At 63.9% G+C, this 24,308-nt stretch carries 7 protein-coding genes; 6 read left to right on the forward strand and 1 reads right to left on the reverse strand.

The features are described 5' to 3' along the window. Positions 1-2: 2 nt before the first annotated feature. A complete protein-coding gene (locus AC0R79_RS12875; protein ID WP_474734689.1) occupies positions 3-407 on the reverse strand; it encodes a hypothetical protein in 405 nt (134 codons plus the stop codon). Between the two features lie 550 nt (positions 408-957). Between AC0R79_RS12875 and AC0R79_RS12880 the strand changes: the two genes are divergently transcribed. From AC0R79_RS12880 to AC0R79_RS12905, 6 genes are all read left to right on the forward strand, one after another. After that, entirely contained in the window at positions 958-1,116 is a 159-nt protein-coding gene (locus AC0R79_RS12880; protein WP_474734690.1) for a hypothetical protein, read from the forward strand. Positions 1,117-1,220: 104 nt separating this feature from the next. After that, positions 1,221-10,229, forward strand: coding sequence for a non-ribosomal peptide synthetase (locus AC0R79_RS12885; protein WP_474734692.1), 9,009 nt, complete (start codon positions 1,221-1,223; stop codon positions 10,227-10,229). After that, positions 10,226-14,338, forward strand: a complete 4,113-nt coding sequence (locus AC0R79_RS12890; RefSeq protein WP_474734694.1) for a non-ribosomal peptide synthetase — start codon at positions 10,226-10,228, stop codon at positions 14,336-14,338. Before AC0R79_RS12885 ends, AC0R79_RS12890 begins: the two co-directional genes overlap by 4 nt. Beyond that, complete coding sequence (locus AC0R79_RS12895; protein WP_474734696.1) at positions 14,335-23,421, forward strand: hybrid non-ribosomal peptide synthetase/type I polyketide synthase; 9,087 nt, start codon at positions 14,335-14,337, stop codon at positions 23,419-23,421. The genes AC0R79_RS12890 and AC0R79_RS12895 overlap by 4 nt, the downstream gene beginning before the upstream one ends. Continuing rightward, positions 23,418-24,107, forward strand: coding sequence for a hypothetical protein (locus AC0R79_RS12900; protein ID WP_474734698.1), 690 nt, complete (start codon positions 23,418-23,420; stop codon positions 24,105-24,107). The genes AC0R79_RS12895 and AC0R79_RS12900 overlap by 4 nt, the downstream gene beginning before the upstream one ends. Continuing rightward, complete coding sequence (locus AC0R79_RS12905; RefSeq protein WP_007958563.1) at positions 24,100-24,306, forward strand: MbtH family protein; 207 nt, start codon at positions 24,100-24,102, stop codon at positions 24,304-24,306. The genes AC0R79_RS12900 and AC0R79_RS12905 overlap by 8 nt, the downstream gene beginning before the upstream one ends. The last annotated feature ends 2 nt before the right edge of the window (positions 24,307-24,308 follow it).

The raw sequence follows: 24,308 nt of genomic DNA on the forward strand, positions 1-24,308 counted from the left end.
ATTCATGTTGCCCGTGTGGGTTCATGACATTCACTTGCAGACGCACCCGCCAGCGCGTCGGCGGTGGCCACGGCGGCAGTGCCGCGATGGCCCAGGTTGTCGAGCAGGATCGTGCGGGCGATCTCGATCAGCCAGGCGCGAAACGGAAAGCTCGGGTCATGGGCGGCCTGTTCCTGATAGAGCGCCCTGAAGGCTTGCTGAACGAGGCCGCCGGTGTCTTCACGACGGATCCGCCCGGCCTGCACCTGACCTTCGTAAAAGGCGATGAGCAACGGCGTCACCGTCGCGAACAGCTGTTGCGCCTCACCCCGGCCATGCCTGACGGCGCCCGCGACCAAGGCATACAGTTCGTCGTTGCCGAGCCGGTCGGCCTCGCACAGGCAATTGTCGCGATAACCTTCAGCCATGGTCGAATCCCTCGCAAAACCATCGTTCGACTGAGCGAGGCGAGCGAAAAGGTTCGCAGGTGGCCTGGCGTTCAGCGGTGAGATTCAAGCCTGCCTTCTGCGCTGAATGACTGCCAGTTATGCGTTGTTAGCGCTTGTTAGCGTTCGTCTGTTGCAGCGCTTGAAAGGGTGATTTTTCCGCTGGCCGATCAAGGCCCTGCGCGGGTTTTTCATGCCCTTTGTCTGGAAGAAATGGCGGGGCGGTGTACGAGCATTTTTGACATCCCTGTCTCTTTGCCACCGTCACAATGACGTAGGAAACAGCTGATATTTATTTCACCGAATTCCTACATTTTGTTTGCCTCACCAGCAAAAAACGTGGTTATTATCCGCCGGCGCTTCGGGTCACAAACCCGGCGCCAGAAGATTGCCGTGCGTCTACAGACCCGGCAGTCGCAGCCGATCGGGACCACCCTGGCGCTGTCATCCCCGCGCAGGTTGTTCCTCGTCGTTGACCCTCAAATGGAAGTCGAGGTTTCAATTGGTCACGCGGTTTGCAATCGACGATGCAATGAACGATGCGACGGATGTCGCCAGTGATTCAGCCCACTTTCCCGCTGCCTGCGCCGACCGCGCGGCGGTGTTCTTCTCCAGCCTGTCTCCCCCCGGATTTCTGCGTGTGCCCGCGTTCAACGCGAGTCTGCACGCGCGCGCCGCGCCATCCTCCTGAATTCGAATGACCGTACCGGCACCTGATGCCGGGGCCTGACTGGCAGGGCGCGTGCTGTCCCTGCCTGATCACAAAAATAATGTAGTCATGGACGGTAGCCTCCGATGCTCGACAACACTTCCTTGCGTGGGACGACTCCCGCGCAGCCCGACGTTTGCTCCTCGAAACCGTTCGATGCGGACCTGTGCGTGCACGGTCTGTTTGAAGCGCAGGTGCTGCGCAACCCCGAGGCCATCGCCGCGCGTTGGCAGCAGGAGACGCTCAGTTACCGTGAACTGAATACCCGCGCCAATCGGCTGGCCCATCATTTACGCAACCTCGGGGTCGGGCCGGACGTGCGAGTCGGGCTGTGTCTTGAGCGTTCGCTGGAGATGTTGGTCGGCGTACTCGCGGTGCTCAAGGCTGGCGGCGCCTATGTGCCGCTGGACCCGGCCTATCCGCAGGCGCGGCTGGCGCACATGCTGGCTGACAGCGCACCGCCGGTGGTGCTGACTCACGGCCAGGCGCGCGATGTTTTGCGGGCGGCGCTCGAACAGTCGGCGACTGCACCTACGGTGCTGGATCTGGCCGACGCCAGTGATTGGGCTTTGCTCCCGGCAGACAACCTCGATTCTCACTCAATCGGTCTGACACCCCGGCACCTGGCTTACGTGATCTACACCTCCGGCTCCACCGGCACCCCGAAAGGCGTGATGGTCGAGCATCGCGGACCGGTCGCCGTGAGCGCCGACTGGGCCCGGCTCTATGGTTTGGGCGAACCGATCAACCACCTGCAGATGGCCGGTTTTTCCTTCGACGTGTTCAGCGCCGACCTGATCCGGGCGCTGGGTTTTGGCGGCACACTGGTGCTCTGTCCACGAGACACCCTGATGGACCCGCCGGCCCTGTATCGCCTGATGCGTGAGGCGCAGATTGGCTTTGCCGACTTCGTGCCGGCGCTGCTCAATCCGCTGTTGGCATGGGTCGAAGAGAGCGGCCATGACCTGTCGTTCCTGCGCACCGTGGTCTGCGGCTCCGACATCTGGACCGCCCACAGCGCGCGGCAATTGCGCAGGCTTTGCGGTGATCGCGTGCAGATCGTCCAGGCCTATGGCGTGACCGAAGCGAGCATCGACAGCACCTGTTTCGAGTTCACCGACAGCAGCCAGATCGACGCGGTGCTGCCCATCGGCCGGGCACTGCCCAATACCCGGATTTACCTGCTCGACGCTGACGGCGCACCGGTTGCCGAAGGTGTTGCGGGCGAGCTGTACATCGGCGGCGTCGGCGTGGCGCGCGGTTATCTGAACCTGCCGCAACTGACCGCCGAACGTTTCCTCGACAGCCCGTTCGTGGCGGGCGAACGCCTTTACCGCACCGGGGATATGGCGCGGTATCGGGCCGACGGGCAACTGGAATTCCTTGGCCGCAACGATTCCCAGACCAAGTTGCGCGGCCTGCGTCTGGAACTGGGTGAAATCGAAACCCGGCTGGCGGACATCCCGGGCGTGCGCGACAGCGTGGTGCTACTGCGCCAGGACAGTCATGGTGAACCACGTCTGGTCGCCTACTACTGCGAAAAACCAGACACGACTTTGCGCCCGCGCGCACTGCGTGAACAGCTGCAAGTCAGCCTGCCGGACTTCATGGTGCCGACTGCATTCGTGCGGCTCGACGCGTTGCCGCTGACCGCCAACGGCAAGGTCGACCGTCCCGGTCTGCCGGCACCAGACGCCGAGGCGTTTGATCAGCAGGAATATCAGGCACCCCAAGGCTCGCTGGAAACCGCAATCGCCGCGATCTGGGTCGACGTGCTCGGCATCGAGCGGGTGGGGCGTCAGGATCAGTTCTTCGCCCTCGGCGGTCACTCGCTGCTGGTGATGCGGGTGCTGGCGCAGGTTCGTCACACGCTGGGGCTGGAAGTCGCGCCTTCGACGCTGTTTGCCGCACCGGTTCTGGCGGAGTTCGCCAAACGGCTGCAAGCCAGTCAGGCTGCGGCTCGCCCGGCCATCACGGCCCTTGAACGCTCGGGTGCGCAAACGTTGTCGTCTGCCCAGCAGCGCCTGTGGTTTCTGGCACAGATGGAGGGTGGCAACGCGGCGTATCACATGCCGCTGAACCTGCGTTTGCGTGGTTCGCTGGACGTGCCGGCACTCGAACGCAGCTTCAATCAACTGGTGGCGCGCCATGCTGCGCTGCGCACGACGTTCATCGCCGTTGAAGGGGAAGGGCGTCAACTGGTTTCGCCGCCGGCGCACAGCGTCCGGCTGACGGTGACTGACGTGCAGGGGCACGATGCGCAAGAACGCCTGACCCGCTTGATCGACGAGGAGGGCGCCCGACCGTTCGACCTGATCCGTGGCCCGCTGATACGGGTCAACCTGCTGCGGCTGGCGGCGAATGACCATGTGTTGCTGCTGACCCAGCATCACATCATCTCCGACGGCTGGTCGATGGGCGTGCTCACCCGCGAGCTGGGTCAGCTGTACGCGGCGGCGTTGCTGGACCGCGACGATCCGCTGCCGCCCTTGCCGGTTCAGTACGTGGATTACGCGGTGTGGCAAAAGCAGTGGCTGACCGGCGACGTGCTGGAGCAGCAGAGCCGTTACTGGCGTGAAACCCTCACGGGCGCGCCGGTGCTGCTTGAGTTGCCGACCGATCACAAGCGTCCGCCCGTGCAGGACTACCTCGGCGGTTTTGTCCCGCTGGTCTTCGACGCCGCCCTGACCGCACGCCTGAAAGCATTGGGCATGCAGCAAGGCACCACGCTGTTCATGAATCTGCTGGCCGGTTTTTCGCTGCTGCTGTCGCGCCTGTCGGGGCAGGGCGATGTGGTGATCGGCGTGCCATCGGCCAACCGTCCGCAACAGGAACTGGAAGGGCTGATCGGTTTCTTCGTCAACACCCTCGCGCTGCGCATGACTCAGTCGGGTACGCCGTCGGTGGCGCAATGGCTGCAACAGGCGCGGCGGGTGGCGCTGGAGGCTCAGGAACATCAGGACCTGCCGTTCGAGCAAGTGGTGGAGGTGCTCAATCCGCCGCGCAGTCTGGCCCACAGTCCGCTGTTCCAGGTGCTGTTTGCCTGGGAGCAGGATCAGGATTCCGATCTGCTGCTGACCGGGCTGGATGTCACGCCGGTCGAGAGCAGCCATCACGTGGCCAAGTTCGATCTGCAACTGGCGCTCAGTGAGCGAGACGGGCAGATCGTCGGCGGTCTGGAATATGCCTCGGGCCTGTTCGAGCGCAGCACTGTCGAGCAGTTCGGCGAGTACCTGCGTCGGGTGCTGACGCAGATGGTCGAGGACAGCCAACAGTCGCTGGCGAGGATCAAGCTGCTGAGCGCCGAGCAACACCAGCAGATCGTTCATGACTGGAACCGCACCGCCCGGGATACCGCGTCGTTGCCCTGTTGCGTGGCGCGCTTCGAATCCCATGCCCGGCAAACGCCCGATGCCGTGGCGCTGCTCGCCGACCGTGAGCAGCTGAGTTACCGCGACCTGAATCGCGCGGCCAACCGCCTCGCGCATTATCTGATCGAACAAGGCGTCGGCCCCGAGCATCGCGTCGGTTTGTGCCTGGAACGCTCGCCGCAGATGGTCATCGGCCTGTTGGCAATCCTCAAGGCTGGCGCGGCGTACGTGCCATTTGACCCGGCTTACCCGAGTGAACGTCTGGCATTCATGTTCAGCGATGCCGCGCCGACCATGCTGTTGACGCAATCAAGCCTGAGGGCCGGACTGCCGGCCAACGAGGCGAAGATCTGCTGCCTGGACACCGACGCAGCGCAATGGGCGCAACACCCGACGGATGATCCGCACGTCACGGTGAGCCCGGAAAACCTCGGCTACGTGCTCTACACCTCCGGCTCCACTGGACGCCCGAAAGGCGTGGCCCACAGCCGTCGCGCGCTGGACAACCTGATCGGCTGGCAGCTCGATCAAGCCACGGCACCACAACGCGTGCTGCAATTTGCCTCGCTGAACTTCGACGTTTCATTCCAGGAAATCTGCAGCACGCTCTGCCAGGGCGGCAGCCTGTTGCTGATGACCGAAGACAGCCGCAAGGACCTTGCCGCGCTGCGCCCGACGCTGGTGGCCGAAGGCGTGCAGCGGGCGTTCCTGCCGTTCGCCGTGTTGCAGCAACTTGCCGGCCTGACCGAGCCCGATGCGCCGATTCCGTCCGGTGGTTGCGAAATCATCACCGCCGGTGAAGCCCTGCAAATCAATGACGAGCTGCGCGGTTTTGTCCGTGGGCTCGGTGGGGCGCGGCTGCACAACCAGTACGGGCCGACCGAAACCCATGTGGTCAGCCAGTTCAGCCTCGACTGCAACGAGGCCGAATCCTGGCCGGACGCGCCGCCCATCGGCCGTCCCATCGCCAATGCGCGGCTCTACGTGCTGGACGAACATCTGAATCCGGTCCCGGTCGGCGTGGCGGGTGAGTTGTACATCGCCGGCGCCTGCCTGGCCCGGGGCTATCTGAACCGCCCGGACCTGACCGCCGAACGCTTCCTGCCGGACCCGTTCAGTGAAGAGCCTGGCGCGCGGATGTACCGCAGCGGCGACCTCGCGAAATTCCAGGCCGACGGCAACGTGCAATACCTGGGACGCATCGACCAACAGGTGAAACTGCGCGGCTTTCGCATCGAACTCGGCGAGATCGACAGCTTGTTGCATCAACAACCCGGCGTGCAGGAAGCCACCGTGTTGCTGCGTGAGGACGTGGCTGGCGACAAACGTCTTGTGGCTTACGTGGTCGGCACTGCGACCAGTGAATTCCTGCGAGCCGAATTGCAACGCCAGTTGCCCGAACACATGATCCCGAGTGCCTGGGTTCGCCTGTCGCAATTGCCGCTGACCCGCAACGGCAAGCTCGACCGCCAGGCGCTGCCGGCGCCGGAACGCAGCGCCGGGGCGACTTATGAAGCGCCGCGCAACGATACAGAACGGCAAATGGCCGAGATCTGGGCCGAAGTGCTCAAGTGCGAGCGGGTCGGCATCCACGACAACTTCTTCGACCTCGGCGGCCACTCGCTGCTGGCGACGCGGATGATCTACGCGATCAACCAGCGGATGGGCGCGCACCTGTCCTTGAGCAGCCTGTTCCAGACGCCGGTGTTGCTGGATCTGGCGGCACAGGTTTCGTGTGAAGAGCAGAGCGCTGAACCGGCGTTCATCCAGATCGAGCCGGATCGCGCTAATCGACATGAACCGTTCCCTCTGACCGATATCCAGCAAGCCTACTGGTTCGGTCGCGAGGCCACGGTCAGCCTCGGTGGCGTCAGTGCTCACGGCTACGAAGAGCTGCGTATTCCCGGGTTCGACGCCGAGCGTTTCGAACAAGCCTTGAACCGCATGATCCTGCGCCACGACATGTTGCGCGTGGTGTTCCTCAGCGACGGTACGCAACAAGTGCTGGCGCAGGTGCCGACCTATCGCATGCCCCGCAGCGATCTGCGCGGTTTGCCCGCCGAAGTGGCGCAACGCACGCTGGAAGCGACCCGCGAACGCCAGTCCCATCAGGTGCTGGACGCCAGCCGCTGGCCGCTGTTCGAGTTCAGCCTGTCGTTGCTCGATGACGGCATCACTCATCTGCACATCAGCCTCGACGCGCTGATCGTCGACGCCGCGAGCACGCAGATTCTCGCTCGCGAACTCATGGCCTTCTACGTCGACCCTACGTTTGAGCTGGCCGAACCGGGCCTGACCTTTCGCGACTATGTGCTAGCCGAACAACAGCTGCGTAACGGTCGCCGCTACGAGCAGGCGCTGGGCTACTGGCGCGAACGAGTGACTACTTTGGCCCCGGCGCCAGACCTACCATTGGTGCGCCAACCCGAAAGCATCGCCAATCCGCACTTCACCCGCCGCAACCGCGACATGTCGGCGGCGCAGTGGGCGCAACTCAAAGCGGTGGCCAAACAGTTTGCGGTGACGCCGTCGGTGATGTTGCTGACTGCGTTCAGCGAAGTGCTGGCGCTGTGGAGCCGCACGCCGCGTTTCACCCTGAGCCTGCCGCTGTTCAACCGTATGCCGTTGCACACCGATGTCGACGAAATCATCGGCGACTTCACCTCGCTGGTGCTGCTGGAAGTCGGTATCGACGGTTCGCAGAGCTTCACCGACAAGGCCCGCGCGGTGCAGGCGCAACTGTGGCGCGACATCGACCATTCGGTGGTCAGCGGTGTGCGGGTGCTGCGCGAGTTGTCCCAGGCCCGGGGTGTGCAACAGACGGCGATGCCGATCGTGTTCAACAGCACATTATCGGAAGCAGCGCCGGAACTGGCCGAGTTCAACCTCGCCGACGCATTGAACGCCAAACACATGCACAGCATCACCCAGACCCCGCAAGTGTGGCTCGACCACACCTTGCTGGAGCTGGAAGGACGCCTGCTGTTCAACTGGGACAGCATCGACGAGCTGTTCCCGCAAGGCATGATCGAACAGATGTTCGTCGCCTATAACACCCTGCTCGACAGCCTCTGCGAACCGGCAGCCTGGAGCGCGAACACGCCACAACTGCTGCCGCAGGCACGCTTGCCAGCGCCGGTCGACATTCAGCAAACCCTGCCGCTGATGCACGAACTGTTCGAACGTCAGGCCCTCGCCACACCGGATGCACTGGCGGTGATCGGCGAGCGACAGCTGACTTACACGCAACTGCGCAATGAAGCCCGGCAGCTTGGTGCCCGCCTGCAAGCGCAGGGCGTACTGCCGAACCGATTGGTCGCGGTGGTGATGGAGCGCGGTTGGGAGCAAGTGGTCGCAACCTTGGCGATTCTGTATGCCGGCGGCGCTTACCTGCCGATCGAACCGACTCAGCCGGCGGAACGGATGCGGCATATTCTGGAGCGGGCCGAGGCGAATCTGGCCCTGACCCAACCGGCACTGCTCGACAGGATCGAATGGCCGGCGCAGGTCACAGCCATCGCCGTGACCGATGATGTCTCGAACGATGTCTTGCCACTGCAACCGGTGCAGGTGAACGAAAGCGACCTCGCTTACGTGATCTACACCTCCGGCTCCACCGGTCAGCCGAAAGGTGTGGTGATCGACCATCGCGGTGTGGTCAACACCTTGCTCGACATCAACCGGCGCTTTGCCGTCGGCCCGAGCGACCGCGTATTGGCGATCTCGTCGCTGAGCTTCGACCTGTCGGTCTATGACTTCTTCGGCACGTTGGCGGTGGGCGCGGCGGTGGTCATCCTCGACCCGCAACTGACCCTCGATCCGGCGCACTGGCTCGAATTGATCAAGCGCCATCACGTCAGCCTGTGGAACTCGGTGCCGGCGCTGCTCGGCATGCTGGTCGAGTACGTGGAGGGTGAGGACGGCGCGTTGCCTGCCAGCCTGCGAGTGGCGATGTTGTCCGGCGACTGGATTCCGTTGACCCTGCCCGAGCGGGCCTGGGCTTTGCAGCCGGAGTTGCAGTTGATCAGTCTGGGCGGCGCCACTGAAGCGTCGATCTGGTCGATCTATTACCCGGTGCAACAGGTCGATCCGGCCTGGCGCAGCATTCCCTACGGCAAGGCCCTCGATCATCAGCGTTTCTACGTGCTGGATGAAGCGCTGCAAGTGCGCCCGACCTGGGTCGCGGGGCAGCTGTACATCGGCGGCATCGGTCTGGCGAAAGGTTACTGGCGCGATGAAAAACTCAGCGCAGGCAGTTTCTTCAATCATCCACTGACCGGCGAACGGCTGTACCGCACCGGCGACCTGGGCCGATTGCTGCCGGACGGCAACATCGAATTCCTCGGTCGCGAAGACAATCAGGTCAAGGTCCAGGGTTATCGCATCGAGCTGGGCGAGATCGAAGCCGCGCTCAATCGCCATCCCGGCGTGCAGAGTGCGGTGGTGCGGATTCTTGGCAGCACGCTGGGCGAGAAACGTCTGGCGGGATATGTGCTCAAGGCCGATCCGGCGTTGCAGGCCAGCGATTTCAGCGCGTACCTGAGCGACAAACTGCCGGCCTACATGATTCCGGCGTCGTTCACTTTCGTTGACGCCTGGCCGTTGTCGTCCAACGGCAAGGTCGACAAGAAACGCCTGCCGGAACCGGAGCAAATCGAGGAGCAGGGGCCGGCGCTGGAAGTCGAGGGCCCGCAGGAACAGCGGCTGGTGGAGATCGTGCAGGACGTGCTCAAGCGCGAATCCATCGCCGCCAACGCCAACCTGCTGAATTTGGGCGCAACGTCGATCGATATCGTCAGGATCAGCAACGCCTTGTCCGGCGCCTTGCAGTTCCGTCCCCATGTGGCGCAACTGCTGGCCCAGCCGACGATGCTTCATCTGCTCGGCATGTACCGCCAGAACCGGGCGCGTCAGGATCTGCTCGGCAATGTTCAGCAGGCTCCGGAGCCCGCGCAGGACATCATCGAGGATCCCCAGCAGCGAGCGCAGTTCAAAGCCGAACAGCGTGGGCGCCGCGACTTCGCTCAAGCCTTGCCGGCAGTGGCACTGGATCTGCCGCAGGACCCGGTCTTCACCCGGCGTTTGAGCGATTACCGCTCGGTGCGTCAATACGATCTGCAACCGATCGCCACCCAGGCCTTCGCCCATGTACTGGCGGCGCTGGCCCAAGGGCAACTAGACGGTGAAGTGAAATACCAGTTCCCGTCGGCGGGTGGTCTGTACCCGATTCAGGCGTACCTCTACATCAAAGCGGATCGCGTGCTCGGCGTGGCCGGTGGCGCGTATTACTACGATCCCCGCCAGCATCGTTTGCTGGCGCTCCAGAGCGGATTGCTCGACCCGGACACCTACGACTATTTCGTCAACCGCCCGGTGTACGAGAACGCCGCGTTCTCGCTGTTTTTCATCGCCGACATGGCCGCGATCCGCCCGCTGTATGGCGAGCGCAGCCGCGACTTCTGTCACATCGAAAGCGGCGCCATGGCCCAGTTGCTGAGCATGACTGCCGTCGAACACGGCCTGGGCCTGTGCGGTATCGGCTCGGTCGAGGAACAACAACTGACGACGCTGTTCGATCTGGGGCCAAGCCATGAATTGATCTACTCGATGATCGGCGGGCTGCGCACGGCCGATGAACAACACCGCGCGCCGGTCGAGGCGTTTGCCATCGAGCCTGCGACCGCAAGCCAGGACGACGAAGACATGGAGGAGTTCGAAGTATGAATGCCGATCAATTGCTGGCGTTGTTCGCTCGCCATGGCGTGGTGCTCGAAGTGGACGGTGACAGGCTGCGCTGCAAGGCGCCGCGCGGGTTTCTCACCGAAGAACTGACCCAGGCGCTCAAGCATCACAAACAGGAACTGATCGCCTTGCTCGGTGGGCACGATGACGCGGCGATTCCCCGCCGCGCCGGCGCGCACGCGTCCTGGCCGTTGTCGTTCTCGCAGCGGCAATTGTGGTTTCTCGATCAACTGGAACCCGGCAACCCGTTCTACAACGTGCCCACGGCGGTGACGCTCAAAGGGCAGTTGAACGTCGCGCAACTGGAACGAGCGCTGAACCAACTGGTGGCCCGCCACGAAGTCCTGCGCACGACGTTTTGCAGCGTGGACGGTGAACCGCGTCAGGTGGTGCACCCGTCGATGCGGCTGTCATTGTCGGTGAGGGATCTGCGCCAGTTGTCTGCCGACGAGCGTGAGCAGCAAGTGCGAACCGCCGTCGAACAGGACGCCCGGGCGCCGTTCGATCTGGCCACCGGGCCGTTGCTGCGGGCGTCGCTACTGCGCGTTGCCGACGATGAATACCTGTGGCTGTACAGCGTGCACCACATCATCGCCGACGGCTGGTCGATGGGCGTGATCCTGCATGAAGTCGCCACGCTGTACGGCGATTATCTGCGTGGCGAAACCCCGACGCTTGCGCCGCTGCCGGTGCAATACGCCGACTACGCCTGCTGGCAGCAACAGCGCGTCGGCGGTGCGGCGCTGGACGCACAGATCGAATACTGGCGTCGCACCCTGGACGACGCGCCGTTGTTGTCGACCTTGCCCGCCGACCGGCCGCGCCCGCTGGTGCAGCGCTATGTCGGCGCCACGTTCAGTTCCTCCGTCGATGGCGGCACCTTGCGCGAACTCACGGCGCTGGCCCGGCAGACTCAGGGCACGTTGTTCAACGTGTTGCTGGGCGCTTTGGCGGTATTGCTGTGGCGCCACGGCGGTCAGCAGGATCTGTGCATCGGCACGCCGTTTGCCAACCGCAATCGTCCGGAAGTCGAGCCGCTGATCGGCCATTTCGTCAACACGCTGGTGCTGCGTCAGCGCCTGAATCCGCAGCAAACGTTTGCCGAGCTGTTGCGCGAGGTGCGCGGCCAGATGCTCGACGTACACGCCCATCAGGACGTGCCGTTCGACCGCGTGGTCGAGGCCGTCAACCCGCAGCGCGATCCCGGTCATTCGCCGTTGTTCCAGGTGATGCTGGTGTTGCAGAACACGCCAGGTAATGCGGTGCAGATGCCTGGCCTGGAACTGGCGCCGTACGGCACCAGCAGCGCCACGGCCAAGTTCGATCTGGCGTTCGAGTGGGTCGAACGGGCAGGGCGGCTGGACCTGCTGGTGGAATACAACACCGACCTCTACGACGTCGCGACCATTCAACGCCTGAGCGGGCACTACCGCCACTTGCTCGAACAGATCGCCGCCGACGCCAAGCAACCGATCAATGCCTTGCCGTTGATGAACGAGGCTGAGCGTCAGCAGGTGCTGGTGGATTTCAACCGCGCCGCGCCACTGACGCAAACGGCGCCCTGCGTGCATCAACTGGTCGAAGCGCAGGCCGCGAGCAACCCTCAGGCCTGCGCGGTGGTATTCGAGGGTGAATCCCTGAGCTACGCCGAACTCAATGCCCGGGCCAACCGACTGGCGCGGTATTTGCGCACCTTGGGCGTCGGCCCGGACGTGCGCGTGGCGGTGTGCATCGAGCGTTCGCTGGAGTTGCCGGTGGCGCTGCTGGCGGTGCTCAAGGCCGGTGGCGCCTACGTGCCGCTGGATCCGGATTATCCGCTGGGGCGCCTGAGCCATATGCTCGGCGACAGCACGCCGGCGGTGCTGCTGACCCTCGGTTCGGCGCACGGAATCTTGCGTCAGGCCGTGCAAGGATCGAACTGGGAAGCGCCAATCCTCGACCTCGAACAAGATGCCGCGAGCTGGGCGTCGTTGCCTGCCGACAATCTCGATCCACGCAATGTCGGCGTCACCCCTGACCATCTCGCCTACGTGATCTACACCTCCGGCACCACCGGGTTGCCCAAGGGCGCGATGGTCGCTCATCGTGGCTTGAGCAACCTGCTGCTGTGGTGTTTGCAGGTCTGCGGCGAAGCGGGAGCGATGCTGCACAAGATCCCGTTCGGTTTCGATGCCTCGGCCTGGGAGACCTTCTGGCCGCTGGCAACCGGCGGACGGCTGGTGATCGCGCGGCCTGGCGGGCATTACGAGCCGGCGTATCTGGCCCGTGAGGTGCGCGAGCAGAAGGTCACGGCGCTGGTGTTCGTGCCGGCGATGTTGCAGCTGTTTCTGGAAGTCGACGAGGTCATTCAGTGTGCGTCGCTGACCGATGTGTTCAGCGGCGGCGGTGAGCTGCCGCCAGCGCTGGCGCGGCGCTTTCAGGAACGTCTGCCCCATGCGCGGCTGCACAACGTCTACGGCCCGACCGAAACCACGGTGATCAACAGCATCTGGACCCTGGAGCCCGGCGCCGAGGTCCCGGCCCGGCAACTGCCGATTGGCCGGCCGATTTCCAACAACCGCTTTTATGTTCTCGATGACCGCGATGAACCGGTGCCGGTGGGCGTGACCGGGCATCTGCATATTGGCGGCGTCGGCGTGGCCCGGGGTTATCTGGGGCTGGCGCAGCTCAGCGCCGAACGCTTTATCGACAATCCGTTCGTGGCAGGCGATCGCCTCTATCGCAGCGGCGATCTGGCGCGTTACCGCCCGGACGGTCAGCTGGAGTTTCTGGGTCGCAACGACTTCCAGGTCAAGTTGCGCGGTGTGCGTCTGGAGCTGGGCGAGATCGAAGCCCGGCTCGAAGCGTTTCCCGGTATCCGCAGCGCCGTGGTGTTGATGGTCGGCGAAGTGGCGCAGGATCAGCGGCTGGTGGCTTGTTGCGTGGTGGCAGAGCCCGTGGACGAAGCAGCGGTGCACGCCCATCTGGCGACGACACTGCCCAGAGCGGTGATCCCCGGCAGCTATCTGTGGCTCGACGCGCTGCCGCTGACCGCCAACGGCAAGGTTGATCGCGCCTCGCTGACGGCATTGGCGGACGAAGAAATGGTCAACCGTCAGGTCAACCTGAGCAGCCCGCGCGATCACATCGAACTGGCGCTGTACCAGATCTGGAAAAGCCTGTTGCTGGCGCCGCAGATCGGCATTCGCGACAACTTCTTCAATGTCGGCGGCACCTCGATCGCCGCGATCAAGATGGCCCACGAAATCAGCCAGCAGTTTGCAGTCGAAGTGCCGGTGCGCGTGGTGCTCAGCTACCCGACCATCGAAGCCTTGGGCGGCTGGCTGCGGGTCGGGGCCAATCCGGCGTTGGCCCAGAGCAACCTGATCGAATTCCGTCGCGGCAGCGGTCAGCACAACGTGGTGTGCATTCACCCGGCGGGCGGTACGGCGTTCTGTTACCTGTCGCTGGCCAAGGTGCTGCCGGATGAAACCGGCGTGTACGGGGTGCAATCGCCGGGGCTGAATCCGGGGGAGAGCACCGAGCCGACGGTCGAAGCGATGGCCGATGCGTACCTGCGCCAGATCGAACCGCTGACACAGCAACCGCTGATCCTCACCGGGCTGTCGTTCGGTGGTCTGGTGGCCTATGAAATGGCGCGACGGTTGACGGCGGCGGGGCATCGTCAGGTGACGGTGGTGTTGCTCGACACCCAGGGCAGCGACGACCCGGGTTTCCGCGAGCAGATCGGCACCGTGGACATGGCCGAGTTCCGCGACAAACTGGTGCGTTTCAACGGCATGTACCCCGGCATCGAAGACGCCCAGGTCGAACGCTACTTCAACATCTACAACCACAACCGGCTGGCCATGGCCGCCTATGAGTGCGCGCCGCGCGCCGGTCGCGTGGTGTTGATCCAGGCGCGGGAAGATTTCAGTCGCCATCAACTGCATGAACTGCGCGGCTTCTGGCGACGCCGCGCAGGCAGCGGTTATCTGGCGAAACTGGTCGGCGGCGGGCACTGGGACATGCTCGAAAGCGCGGAAATCCATCGGGTCTCGCAAATCATCCGTCGGGAGCTGCAACGCTTCGACGCGCAGGAGGCGAAATGATGAGTGCGTCCAAAGACATGCCGTTGCTTGCGCGTTTTGCCGAGCAAGTGGCGCGCAATCCGCAAGCCCCGGCGGTGATCGATCAGTCGCTCACGCTGACTTACGGTGAACTGTCCAGCGCCAGTGAACGCATCGCCCGTGGGTTGCTGGCGCGCGGCGTCGAGCCCGGCCAGTCGCTGGCGTTGTGCATGCCGCGTTGTTGGCAATGGTTGGCGGCGATTCTCGGTGCGTTGAAAGTCGGCGCGGTGGTGGTGCCGCTGGATCGGGCCAGCCCGTTCAAACGCCGGGAATTGATGCTGGCGGATGCGGCGTGTGTCGGCCTGATTACCCTGGATGAAGAACCGCTGTGGTCGCCTTCTTTGTGGCAAACCGGCGTCGAAGCCTTGCTCGATCAGCCGGACGCTCCGCCGCAAACACTGGCCGAAGACTTCGCCGAGGTGATGTTCCTGTTCTACACCTCGGGCACCACCGGCACGCCGAAAGCAGTCGAGGTCGGTGAGCGCGGCTTGCTGCGGCTGGCGCACACCGACGGCTATATCGAGATTCGCCCGACGGACCGGTTTGCCTGCCTGTCCAACCCGGCGTTCGACGCCTGCAGTTTTGAACTCTGGGCGCCGCTGCTCAACGGCGGTTGCTGCGTGATGATTGCCGACGAGGACGTGCTGGATGCGCGACGTCTGGCCGAGGTGCTGGAGCGAACGCAGGTCGACAACCTGTTCATGACGGTGTCGCTGTTCAATACCTTAATCGCCGAGTGGCCGTCGTGCTTTTCCAGCGTGCGGCAGGTGCTGATCGGCGGTGAGCAGATCAGCGCTGCCGCCGTGCGCGGATGGTATCGGGGCAATCCTGAGAGCAGGTGCCGGATTTTCAACGTTTACGGCCCGACCGAATGCACCACGTTTGCCCTGTGCTGGCCGATCAGCCGTGACTTTGCCGGTGACTCGGCGCCGATTGGCCGACCGTTGCCGGATACCGGCGTGTTGGTGCTGGATGAGCAGCAACGTCCGGTGCCGGCGGGCGAGGTGGGCGAGCTGTATTTGAGTGGCAGCGGTGTTGCCCGTGGCTATCGCAACCGGCCCGAAGAAACCGCCCGTCAGTTTGTTCGTTTGCCCGACCTCGACGGTGGTGCGCAGGTGCATTACCGCACCGGCGATCTGGTGCGGCGCAATGCCGAGGGCTTGATCGAGTATCTGGGGCGGGTCGACCGGCAGGTGAAGATTCGCGGCTTCCGGATCGAACCGGGGGAGGTGGAGCAACGGCTGCTGGAGTATCCGGGTGTGGCGCAGGCGTACGTCTGCACCCGGCGTCAGGCGGCGGAGGATCATCAGTTGCTGGCGTTCATCGTGCCTCGCGGGGATCTGGACTATCACGCCTTCGAAAACCATCTGCGGGCGCAACTGGCGCCGTATATGCGGCCGCATCAGTTGTTCCTGCTGGAGCGCCTGCCGCTGACGGCCAATGGCAAGATCGACCGCGACGGCTTGCTGGCCCAAGGGTTGAGTCCGTGGCATCCAGTCCTGGCGGCTACGGATAACGAAAGCGTTTCACCGGCGCTGGACTGGTTGCTGAGTCAGGCCCGCTCGCTGCTCGGCCAACCGGCCCTGAGTGCGCAGGATGACTGGCTGGGAAGTGGCGGCGATTCGCTAAAGGCCATGCGCCTGCGTTCGGCAATTCGTGTTCGTTGGCAGCGTGAGATCGCTCTCGACACGTTGCTCAACGAGTCGTTCTTGTCGTTGGCCGAACAACTTACTGCTGAAACGAACTGCGATTCGATCTACCCACCTGCGCCCCCGATCAGTAGCGCCAAACGCCTGCCAGCCACCGCCGAACAGCGCCGCTTGTGGCTGTTGCAACAACGCTCGCCCACCTCGAGCGCCTACAGCGTGCCGCTTATTCTGCATCTGGCGGCGGGCGTTGATGTCGCGGCACTGACTGAGGCCGTGGGTCGTCTCGTGCAGCGTCATACGGGGTTACGCACGGCTTTTGCGCCCGCTAGCGATGGACTCGATCAGGTAATTGCCGAGCAAGGACCGACCTGTCGAACCTTCGCGCTCGGGCATTTCACCGAAGACAACTGGCAGGCCTTCGCCGAACTGGTGTTCGCCGCGCCGTTCGACCTGACCACCCCGAATCTGTTTCAGGCCTGGCTGTTGCCGTTTGCCGATGGCAGCTGCCGGCTGTTGCTGAATCTGCATCACATCATCGTCGATGGCTGGTCGGTGAACCTGCTGTTCGATGACCTGGCGCAGCTTTACACCGATGTCCTGCAAGGCCACGACAGCCCGCAACCGACCGCACGACTGACGACCCTGGAGTTTGGCCAGTGGCAGCGCCAGTGGAGCGTCGATCCGCATTATCGCGACCAGCGCCGCGCCCTGGCCGAGCTGCATCGCCGTCAGGAAGAACCGTCGCCTGCATTGATGCCAATGCGCGAAATCAGCCCGGATGCCCGCCTGCACCGGGAACCCTTGGGCACGATCCGCAGCGCTGCTCTCGAACGCTTTTGCACGCAACAACGACTGACCCGATTCGAAGTTCTATTCAGTGTCTTCGCCTGGAGCCTGTACGCCCTGACCGGGTGCGAGCGACCACGCATCGCCAGCCCGGTGTCCAACCGGCCGCTGGCGGAGTTCGAAGACACCGTTGGCATGTTTGCCAACACCGTGCTGATTCCCACCGCCGTCGAACAGGTATTGACCCTGGACGAGCAGTTGCGCAAACAGACCGCCACCGTGCGCGAAGTGCTGGCGTTGCAGGACGTGGCGCTGGCGGATCTGGTGGAAGACCTGCGGCTGTCGTCGAGCCCCTTGCTGTTCGATTTCATGTTTGTGCTGGAGAACACCGATTACGCGGCGTTGACCGATTCCAGCCTGCGCGCCACGCTGGAATTCAACGAGCAGTTGCACGCCAAGTGTCCGCTGACGTTGTTGATGGTGGGAAGTGGGTCGCAACTGGAATGCTGGTGGGAATATCAGTGCAGCTATTTCGATGCCGAACAGATGCAGGCGGTTAACGCACTGTTCCGCCGAGGCTTGGACCTGTTGCTGGAAAGCCCGGCGGCCAAGCTCGACGATTTGCTCGGCCCGTATCGACGCAACCTGCCACCGGCCAGCGAGGGCCCTCAGATCGCGCTGCCGTTCAACACATTGGCGGATGGGTTCGAGCATCAAGTGCATTGCACACCTGAGGCGGTTGCGCTGGTTCAAGGGCAGCACCGCCTCAGCTACAGCGAACTGAATGCGCTGGCCAATACTCTGGCAGCCACCCTGATCGAGCGTCATCCCTTGCCGGTCGGTAACGCGCCGCTGCATGTCGTGCTGTTCCTCGATGCCTCGGTAGAACACATCGTCGCCTTGCTGGCGCTGGCCAAACTAAACCTGACCGCTGTGCCGCTGGATCCCGCCTATCCGGTGGCGATCCAGCGTCAGGTGCTGGAACAGGCGCAACCTCTGTGTGTGCTGTTCAGCGACACGACGGCGGCCGCACTCGACGACCTGAACGCCGGACGATTCACCACGCATCGGGTCGATCTGCACGCCGATGCCGGATCGTTCGAACTTACACGCCACGCCGGCGAACGGCCGCTGTACACCCTGTTCACCTCCGGATCGACCGGCACGCCCAAAGGTGTGCAAGTGTCCGAGCGCACCCTGTGCAACCTGCTGCAATGGCAGCGCACCGAAGGGCAGTTGCCGGCGAAAGCGGTGACCCTGCAGTTCTCGATGCTGTCGTTCGATGTGTCGTTTCAGGAAATTTTCAGCACCCTGTGCGGCGGCGGCTGTTATCACCTGATCACACCGCGCTGGCGTCAGGATGCCGAGGCGTTGCTGGATTACATGGTCGAGGCGCGGATCGAGCGCCTGTTCCTGCCGTACGTGGCCTTGCAGCATCTGGCGCAAACCGCCGTGGCGAGGGGCATTTACCCGTCGGCGTTGCGTGAGGTAATCACGGCCGGCGAGCAATTGCTCTGCACCGACGCGCTGCGCAACTGGTTCGGCGGCATGCCGCACGCGTCGCTGTTCAACCACTACGGTCCGACCGAAACCCACGTGGTCAGTGCCTTGCGCCTGCCGCCCGTGGCGCGGGACTGGCCGTTGCGCGCGCCGATCGGCCATGCCGTCGGCAATGCGCGGTTGCTGCTGGTCGATGAACACGACCGCCCGGTGCCGATCGGCAGTCGCGGCTATCTGCTGGTCGCTGGGCCGATGGTTGCCCGTTGCTATCTGGCTGATCCTGCGCTGAACGCCGCGCGGTTTGTCGAGCTGGCGGACGGCTGTTTGTACTACCGCACCGGCGATCTGGCGTGGGCCGATGCCCAGGGCTGCCTGCATTATCTGGGGCGTGACGATCAGCAGATCAAACTCAGCGGCCATCGTCTGGAACTGGGGCAGATCGAGGCGGCGCTGATGCAGGTGCCGGAAGTGGTCAACGCGGTGGTGGCGGTTCAGGCTGATCCGCCACGGCTGATCGCCTGGCTGCAACTCGATGGCGAACCTGCGACATCGCAAGCGCTGGACCGACAGGTCGCGCGGCGGCTGCCGGCCCATGTGCGAATCGATGAGTATCGACGGATCAACCTCTGGCCACGGACCCCCAGCGGCAAGATCGACCGCAAGGCCTTGCCGAATCTGGGCGAGGCTTTGGAGCGGCGCAGCACGCCACAACCGGTTGTTCAATTGAGTGCGCTGGAGCGGCAACTGAGCGAGTTGTTCCAGGCCGTGATCGGCCGTGACATCGAGCCGGAGCAGACCTTTTTCGAGGCCGGCGCCACCAGTCTCGGCCTGATGCGTTTGCATGGCCGTTACGCCGAAGAGCTGCCGCACAAGGTGACGATGGCCGATCTGTTTGAACACGTCACGGTGCGGCGTCTGGCGGCGCATCTGTCCACCGCGCCGGTGGCAGCGGCGGAGCGTGTACGGCAGACCGATGCAGGTCATCAGCCGATGGCGATCATTGGCATGTCGGTGAATGTGGCCGGGGCGCAGAACCTGTCCGAGTTCTGGGCAATGGTGCAAGGCAACGGGTTGGGCATCGAGCATTTTGCTGCTGAAGAAGGCCTGGTCGGTGCCCGCAGTCAGTTGGCGGGCATGCTCGATTTCGATCCCGAGTACTTCGGCATCAGCCGCCAGGAAGCGCGGCTGATGGACCCGCAACAGCGGCATTTGTTGATGGCGTGCGTGCAGGCCCTGCAACACGCGGCCATCGTTCCGTCGGCGGACGGCCCTCGCATCGGCCTGATCGCCAGTTGCGGCGAAACCACCTACTTCCAGCAGATGCTGCGTGAGACCTCCGACGAGGATCTGCCGGACGGCTTTCAGCTGGCGCTGCATCACGACAAGGACTTTCTGGCGACCAAAGCCGCGTATCACCTGGACCTCAACGGCCCGGCCTTGAGCGTGCAGGCCGCTTGCGGCAGTTCGCTGATCGCCGTGCACCTGGCCAGTTCGATGCTGCGTCAGGGCGACAGTGACGTGATGCTTGCGGCCGGGGTGCTGATCGATCCGACCCTGACCGAGGGCTACCGGCATCGCTCGCAGCACATCTTCTCCGCCGACGGTCTGTGCCGTCCGTTCAGCGATGACGCCAGCGGCACCCTTGGCGCCAGTGGTTACGGCGTGGTGGTGCTCAAACCGCTGGCCAAGGCGCGGGCCGACGGCGACCGGATCTATGCGCTGCTCGAAGGCTCGGCGTTGAACAACGATGGCCGGGCCAAAATGAGTTACACCGCGCCGTCAGTGGCCGGGCAGAGCGCGGTCATTCGCGATGCCTTGAGCCGCGCCGGACTGACCGGTGCCGACATCGGCTACATCGAGGCCCACGGCACCGGCACCTTGCTGGGCGATCCGATCGAGGTTGCGGCGTTGACCAAGGCTTTCGGCGATGCGCCGGCCGGCCATTGCGCGTTGGCTTCAGTGAAAAGCCAGATCGGTCATCTGGGCGCGGCGGCGGGGGTGGTCGGACTGATTCGTGCCAGCCTCGCGGTGTTCCATGGCGTGCTGCCGCCGAACCTCGGTTTTGGCCGGATCAACCCGCAGATCGATCTGGAGCATTCGCCGTTCTATGTGCCGACCACCTCGCGGCCATGGCCGGAAGGGCGGCGGCGACTGGCCGGTGTCAGCAGTTTCGGGATTGGCGGGACCAATGCGCATGTCATCGTCGGTGCTGCGCCCACGGCGCAGGAAAGTGTCGAGAAAACGTTGCCGCTGCTGATGATTTCGGCTCACAGCCGGGCGGAGCTGTTGCGCGATATCGCAGCGATCCGCGAATACCTGCAAACGAATCCTGAGCAGCACACTGCGTTGCTGCGGTACTTGCAGTCAGGTCGCCGACAATTGCGCTGGCGCTTCGCGATGGTGTGCCGGCCGGGTGACGACATTCCATCGCAGCCGACAGCGATCAAGGAAGTCACCGCTTCGGGCGCGCAACTTAAAATCGTTGATCAATCACCGCAGGAGCTGCTGGACGCCTGGTACGAAGGCGCGAATATCCAATGGCCGCAGCGCTCGGCACCGCCGCCCTGGGATTTGCCGCCGTCGTCGTTCGATCTTCAGCCGTATCGTTTCCAGACCCCTGTGGCCGCTCAAGCTGATGTGACAGCCCTTGAGCGACAACCGCTGGCGGACTGGTTCCACCAACGTCAGTGGGTTCGCACCCGGCGCCTGAACGGAGTAACCACGGTTGGATCCCGTGAAGTGCTGATCCTGTGCAGCCATGACGCGCCCGAATCGACCTTGCTGACGAGCTTGAACGCTGTATACCGACGCGTGATTCATGTGCGCGCCGGCAACGGCTTCAAGCGTTTGAACCCGGACCGTTTCGAGCTTGATCCCCTGGACACCGAAGCCCTGAACCGGTTGCTCGCCGAGGTCGCAGAACCTGAACTCGGCGAACTCGACTGGCTGCATGCCTTGCCGCTGGCGGTGTCGGGCGCGGTCAACGAGCAATCGCTGGATCTGGCGCAGTGGGCCTGTCTGGACACGGTCAGTGCGCTGATGCAGGCCTGGGGGCAGACCGCGCGCACGACACGCCTGCGACTGTGGTTGATGTCATGGCAGGCGTGCCCGGTGGACGGCGCGGTTCAGCGTCCCGAGCTGGCAGCGCTGGCCGGCATCACCGAAGTGGTGCCGCAGGAATACCCGGTGCGTTGCCATTGGCTGGACTGGCCCTCGTCGCGCCTCGAAGCGCACAGCAGCGATTTGGCAGCGTTGCTTGCCGATCCGGTTTCGTTGCCTCGGCGAATGGCGATGCGCGACGGTTACCTCTGGCAGCCACGCTTGATGCCTCAGCCAATAACCGGCCCAACAACCACAACCGGACTTCTGCCAGAAGACGGCACGTTTCTGGTGCTGGGCGGCAGCGGCGGCATCGGCCGGACCTTGTGCGAACACCTGCTACAGGCCCCCGCGCGCCGTGTGGTGCTGATCTCGCGCCAAGGGCAATTGCCTGAGTCACTGGCGGCCTACGCGTCGCGGATCGACTGCATCAAAGCAGACATCGCCGACCTGCCGCACTGGCCGCAGATCCTCGATCAACTGGCCGTTCGTTACGGTCGCCTGAGCGGGGTGATTCATGCGGCGGGCGTCGGTGCAGGCAGCCTGATTCGCCACCGCGATGCCCGACAAATGGCCGAGGCCATGGCCGCCAAAACTCGCGGCATGCTGGCGGTAGAAGCCTTGATCGAACACCTGACGCCGGGTTTTGTCCTCTACTGCTCGTCGATGTCGGCACTGTTCGGCGGCGCGGGACATCTGGATTACGCGGCGGCCAGCGGGATGCTCGATGGCTTCACCCACTATCGTCCAAGTCCGGCCGACACGTGCCTGCGTTTGGGGATCAACTGGGACATCTGGCGCGACATCGGCATGGCCACCACCAGCAATGGCGGGGACGCCGCGCATCTGGAGCATCTGACGGTGGGGTTGTCGGCCGAAGAGGGCTGTCGGGTGTTCGATCTGGCAATGGCGACGCAGTTGCCGCAGCTGCTGATCTCCACCACCGGCATCGACACGGCGCGGCGGTTTTATCCGGTTCGCCATGGTGCCGTGGCCGCAGTGGTCGAGGCGCCGAAGGGCGTGGATCTGTCGGCGCGCCTGCGTGAGTGCCTTTGCAAGTGGCTCGGTGTGGCCGAGCTGGCAGACGACGATTCGCTGTACGACCTGGGCGCGGATTCACTGACGCTGCTCGACCTGATCGACGAACTGCAAGCGGCCACCAGTGAGGTGTTCCAGCTGTCGCAATTCAGCCACAAGGTCAGCCTGAGCGAGGTGCTGGGACTGGTCTCGACCGCTACGGTTGAAGAAGTGCCCCACGGCTGGCGCGACGCAGTGCGGATCGATCAATGGCATGCCGGAGCCGGGCGTGACTGGCTGTACCTGATCCACCCGGTGGGCGGCGATGTTCAGGCCTATCGGGAACTGGTGTCGGCGCTGCCGGCGGAACTGGGCGTGTGTGTGATCGCCGACCCGGCGCTGCGCCTGCCGCAGTTGCCGAACATCAGCGTGGAGGAGCGTGCACGCTGGTATCTGGCAGCGATCAAAACCCACCTTCCGCACGGCAGCACTTGGCGTCTGGCAGGCTGGTCGTTCGGTGCGTGGGTGGCGCAGGCGCTGTGTCATCAGGCCCAGGCTGACGGATTCAGACAACCGTTGTTGTACCTGATCGACCCGCCCGCGACGGATGCCGGTGCGGAGCTGGCCGGCATCGACGAGCAGACCATCGAGCAGGTGTTCCAGCGCGAGTTTGCCCAGCGCTGGCCGGCGGTCGAAGTGCAGGGCATGGCCGAGGAGCGCCAGGCCTATCTACAACGGCTGACGGTGTGCTGCCGCAACAACATGACCAGCATGATCGACTTCCAGCCGCCGGTATTGGCGACCACGGCGGTGCGGCTGTTCAGCGCCGGGCACGCCAATCCTTATGGATTGGGCAATGCCTGGAATCCGGATGACCTGCAACGCAACTGGCAGGCCTTGCTTCCGCAACTGCGCAGCTGGCAAACCCTGGATACCGATCATTACGGCATCGTGGCGGGCCGCTGGGCGCGGTTGCTGGCCGAAGTCATCGGTACGGATGAGCCTGCGCCATGAATGAACCGATCACGATGCCGCCATGGTGGCTGGCCCTGACCAAGGTGTTGTGTGAAGCCGAACCGGACGAGGCCTTGCGTCTGCGCTTGAGCCGACTCCACGGGCAGGTGCCGTTTCAGCTGTTCCATCTCTGGCAGGCCGATGTGGTCATGCCGATGCTCGGCGAAGCCTTGCCAGAACATCAGCAAGCGCTGCTCGCTCTGCAAAGCCTGCATCAGCGAGCGGCGCTCGGCGTGCTCGGGCGTCAGGGCGAGTGGCGGGCCACGCTCAAACCGGTGTTGCTGGCGCTGTATCGCAAGGCTTACGCCTTCGACGCGGCGTACGCCAAGGCCCACGCCAGTGCGCTGACCTACGGCCTCGCACCGGCCAACACCGCCATGATTGTCGAGCACTTCGGCGATGCCGAGGCGTTCGCCGAGTACTACGCGCAACTGAATACCGAGGCCGCCGCGACCACGTTTGCCCAGGCTCATGCCAGTGCCAACGCCGAAGTGTCGGCCAGGGCCTTTGCGGACGACGACGCAGACACCTGCGCGCAGATTTGCGGGGCATCCGTACGGGTTTACGTCGGGGCTTGCGCGCAGACCGATGAACAACGAAATGCCGTATTCAACCATCTCGCCACCGGGCTCGAGCGAAGTCTGGCCACACTGCAATCCCGTTCAACAGGAGAACGACATGAATGACGCACAACTGCAATTCGATGTGGTGATCAACGCTCAGGGCCAGTATTCCCTGTGGCCGGCGGGCAAGCCGATGGCCAGCGGCTGGAGCGAGGCGGGGATGCGCGGCGAACGCCAAATCTGTCTGGATTACATCAACGAACACTGGATCGACATGCGCCCGCGTTCGCTGCGCGAGCAGTCATCAGCGTCGTTCCAATAAAA

This window comes from Pseudomonas sp. HD57-3 (assembly GCF_056113135.1).

Coding starts and splice junctions, on each gene's coding strand:
- AC0R79_RS12905 (WP_007958563.1), top strand. CDS start 24,100: ATGAATGACGCACAACTGCAATTCGATGTGGTGATCAACGCTCAGGGC.
- AC0R79_RS12895 (WP_474734696.1), top strand. CDS start 14,335: ATGATGAGTGCGTCCAAAGACATGCCGTTGCTTGCGCGTTTTGCCGAG.
- AC0R79_RS12890 (WP_474734694.1), top strand. CDS start 10,226: ATGAATGCCGATCAATTGCTGGCGTTGTTCGCTCGCCATGGCGTGGTG.
- AC0R79_RS12880 (WP_474734690.1), top strand. CDS start 958: ATGAACGATGCGACGGATGTCGCCAGTGATTCAGCCCACTTTCCCGCT.
- AC0R79_RS12900 (WP_474734698.1), top strand. CDS start 23,418: ATGAATGAACCGATCACGATGCCGCCATGGTGGCTGGCCCTGACCAAG.
- AC0R79_RS12875 (WP_474734689.1), bottom strand. CDS start 407: ATGGCTGAAGGTTATCGCGACAATTGCCTGTGCGAGGCCGACCGGCTC.
- AC0R79_RS12885 (WP_474734692.1), top strand. CDS start 1,221: ATGCTCGACAACACTTCCTTGCGTGGGACGACTCCCGCGCAGCCCGAC.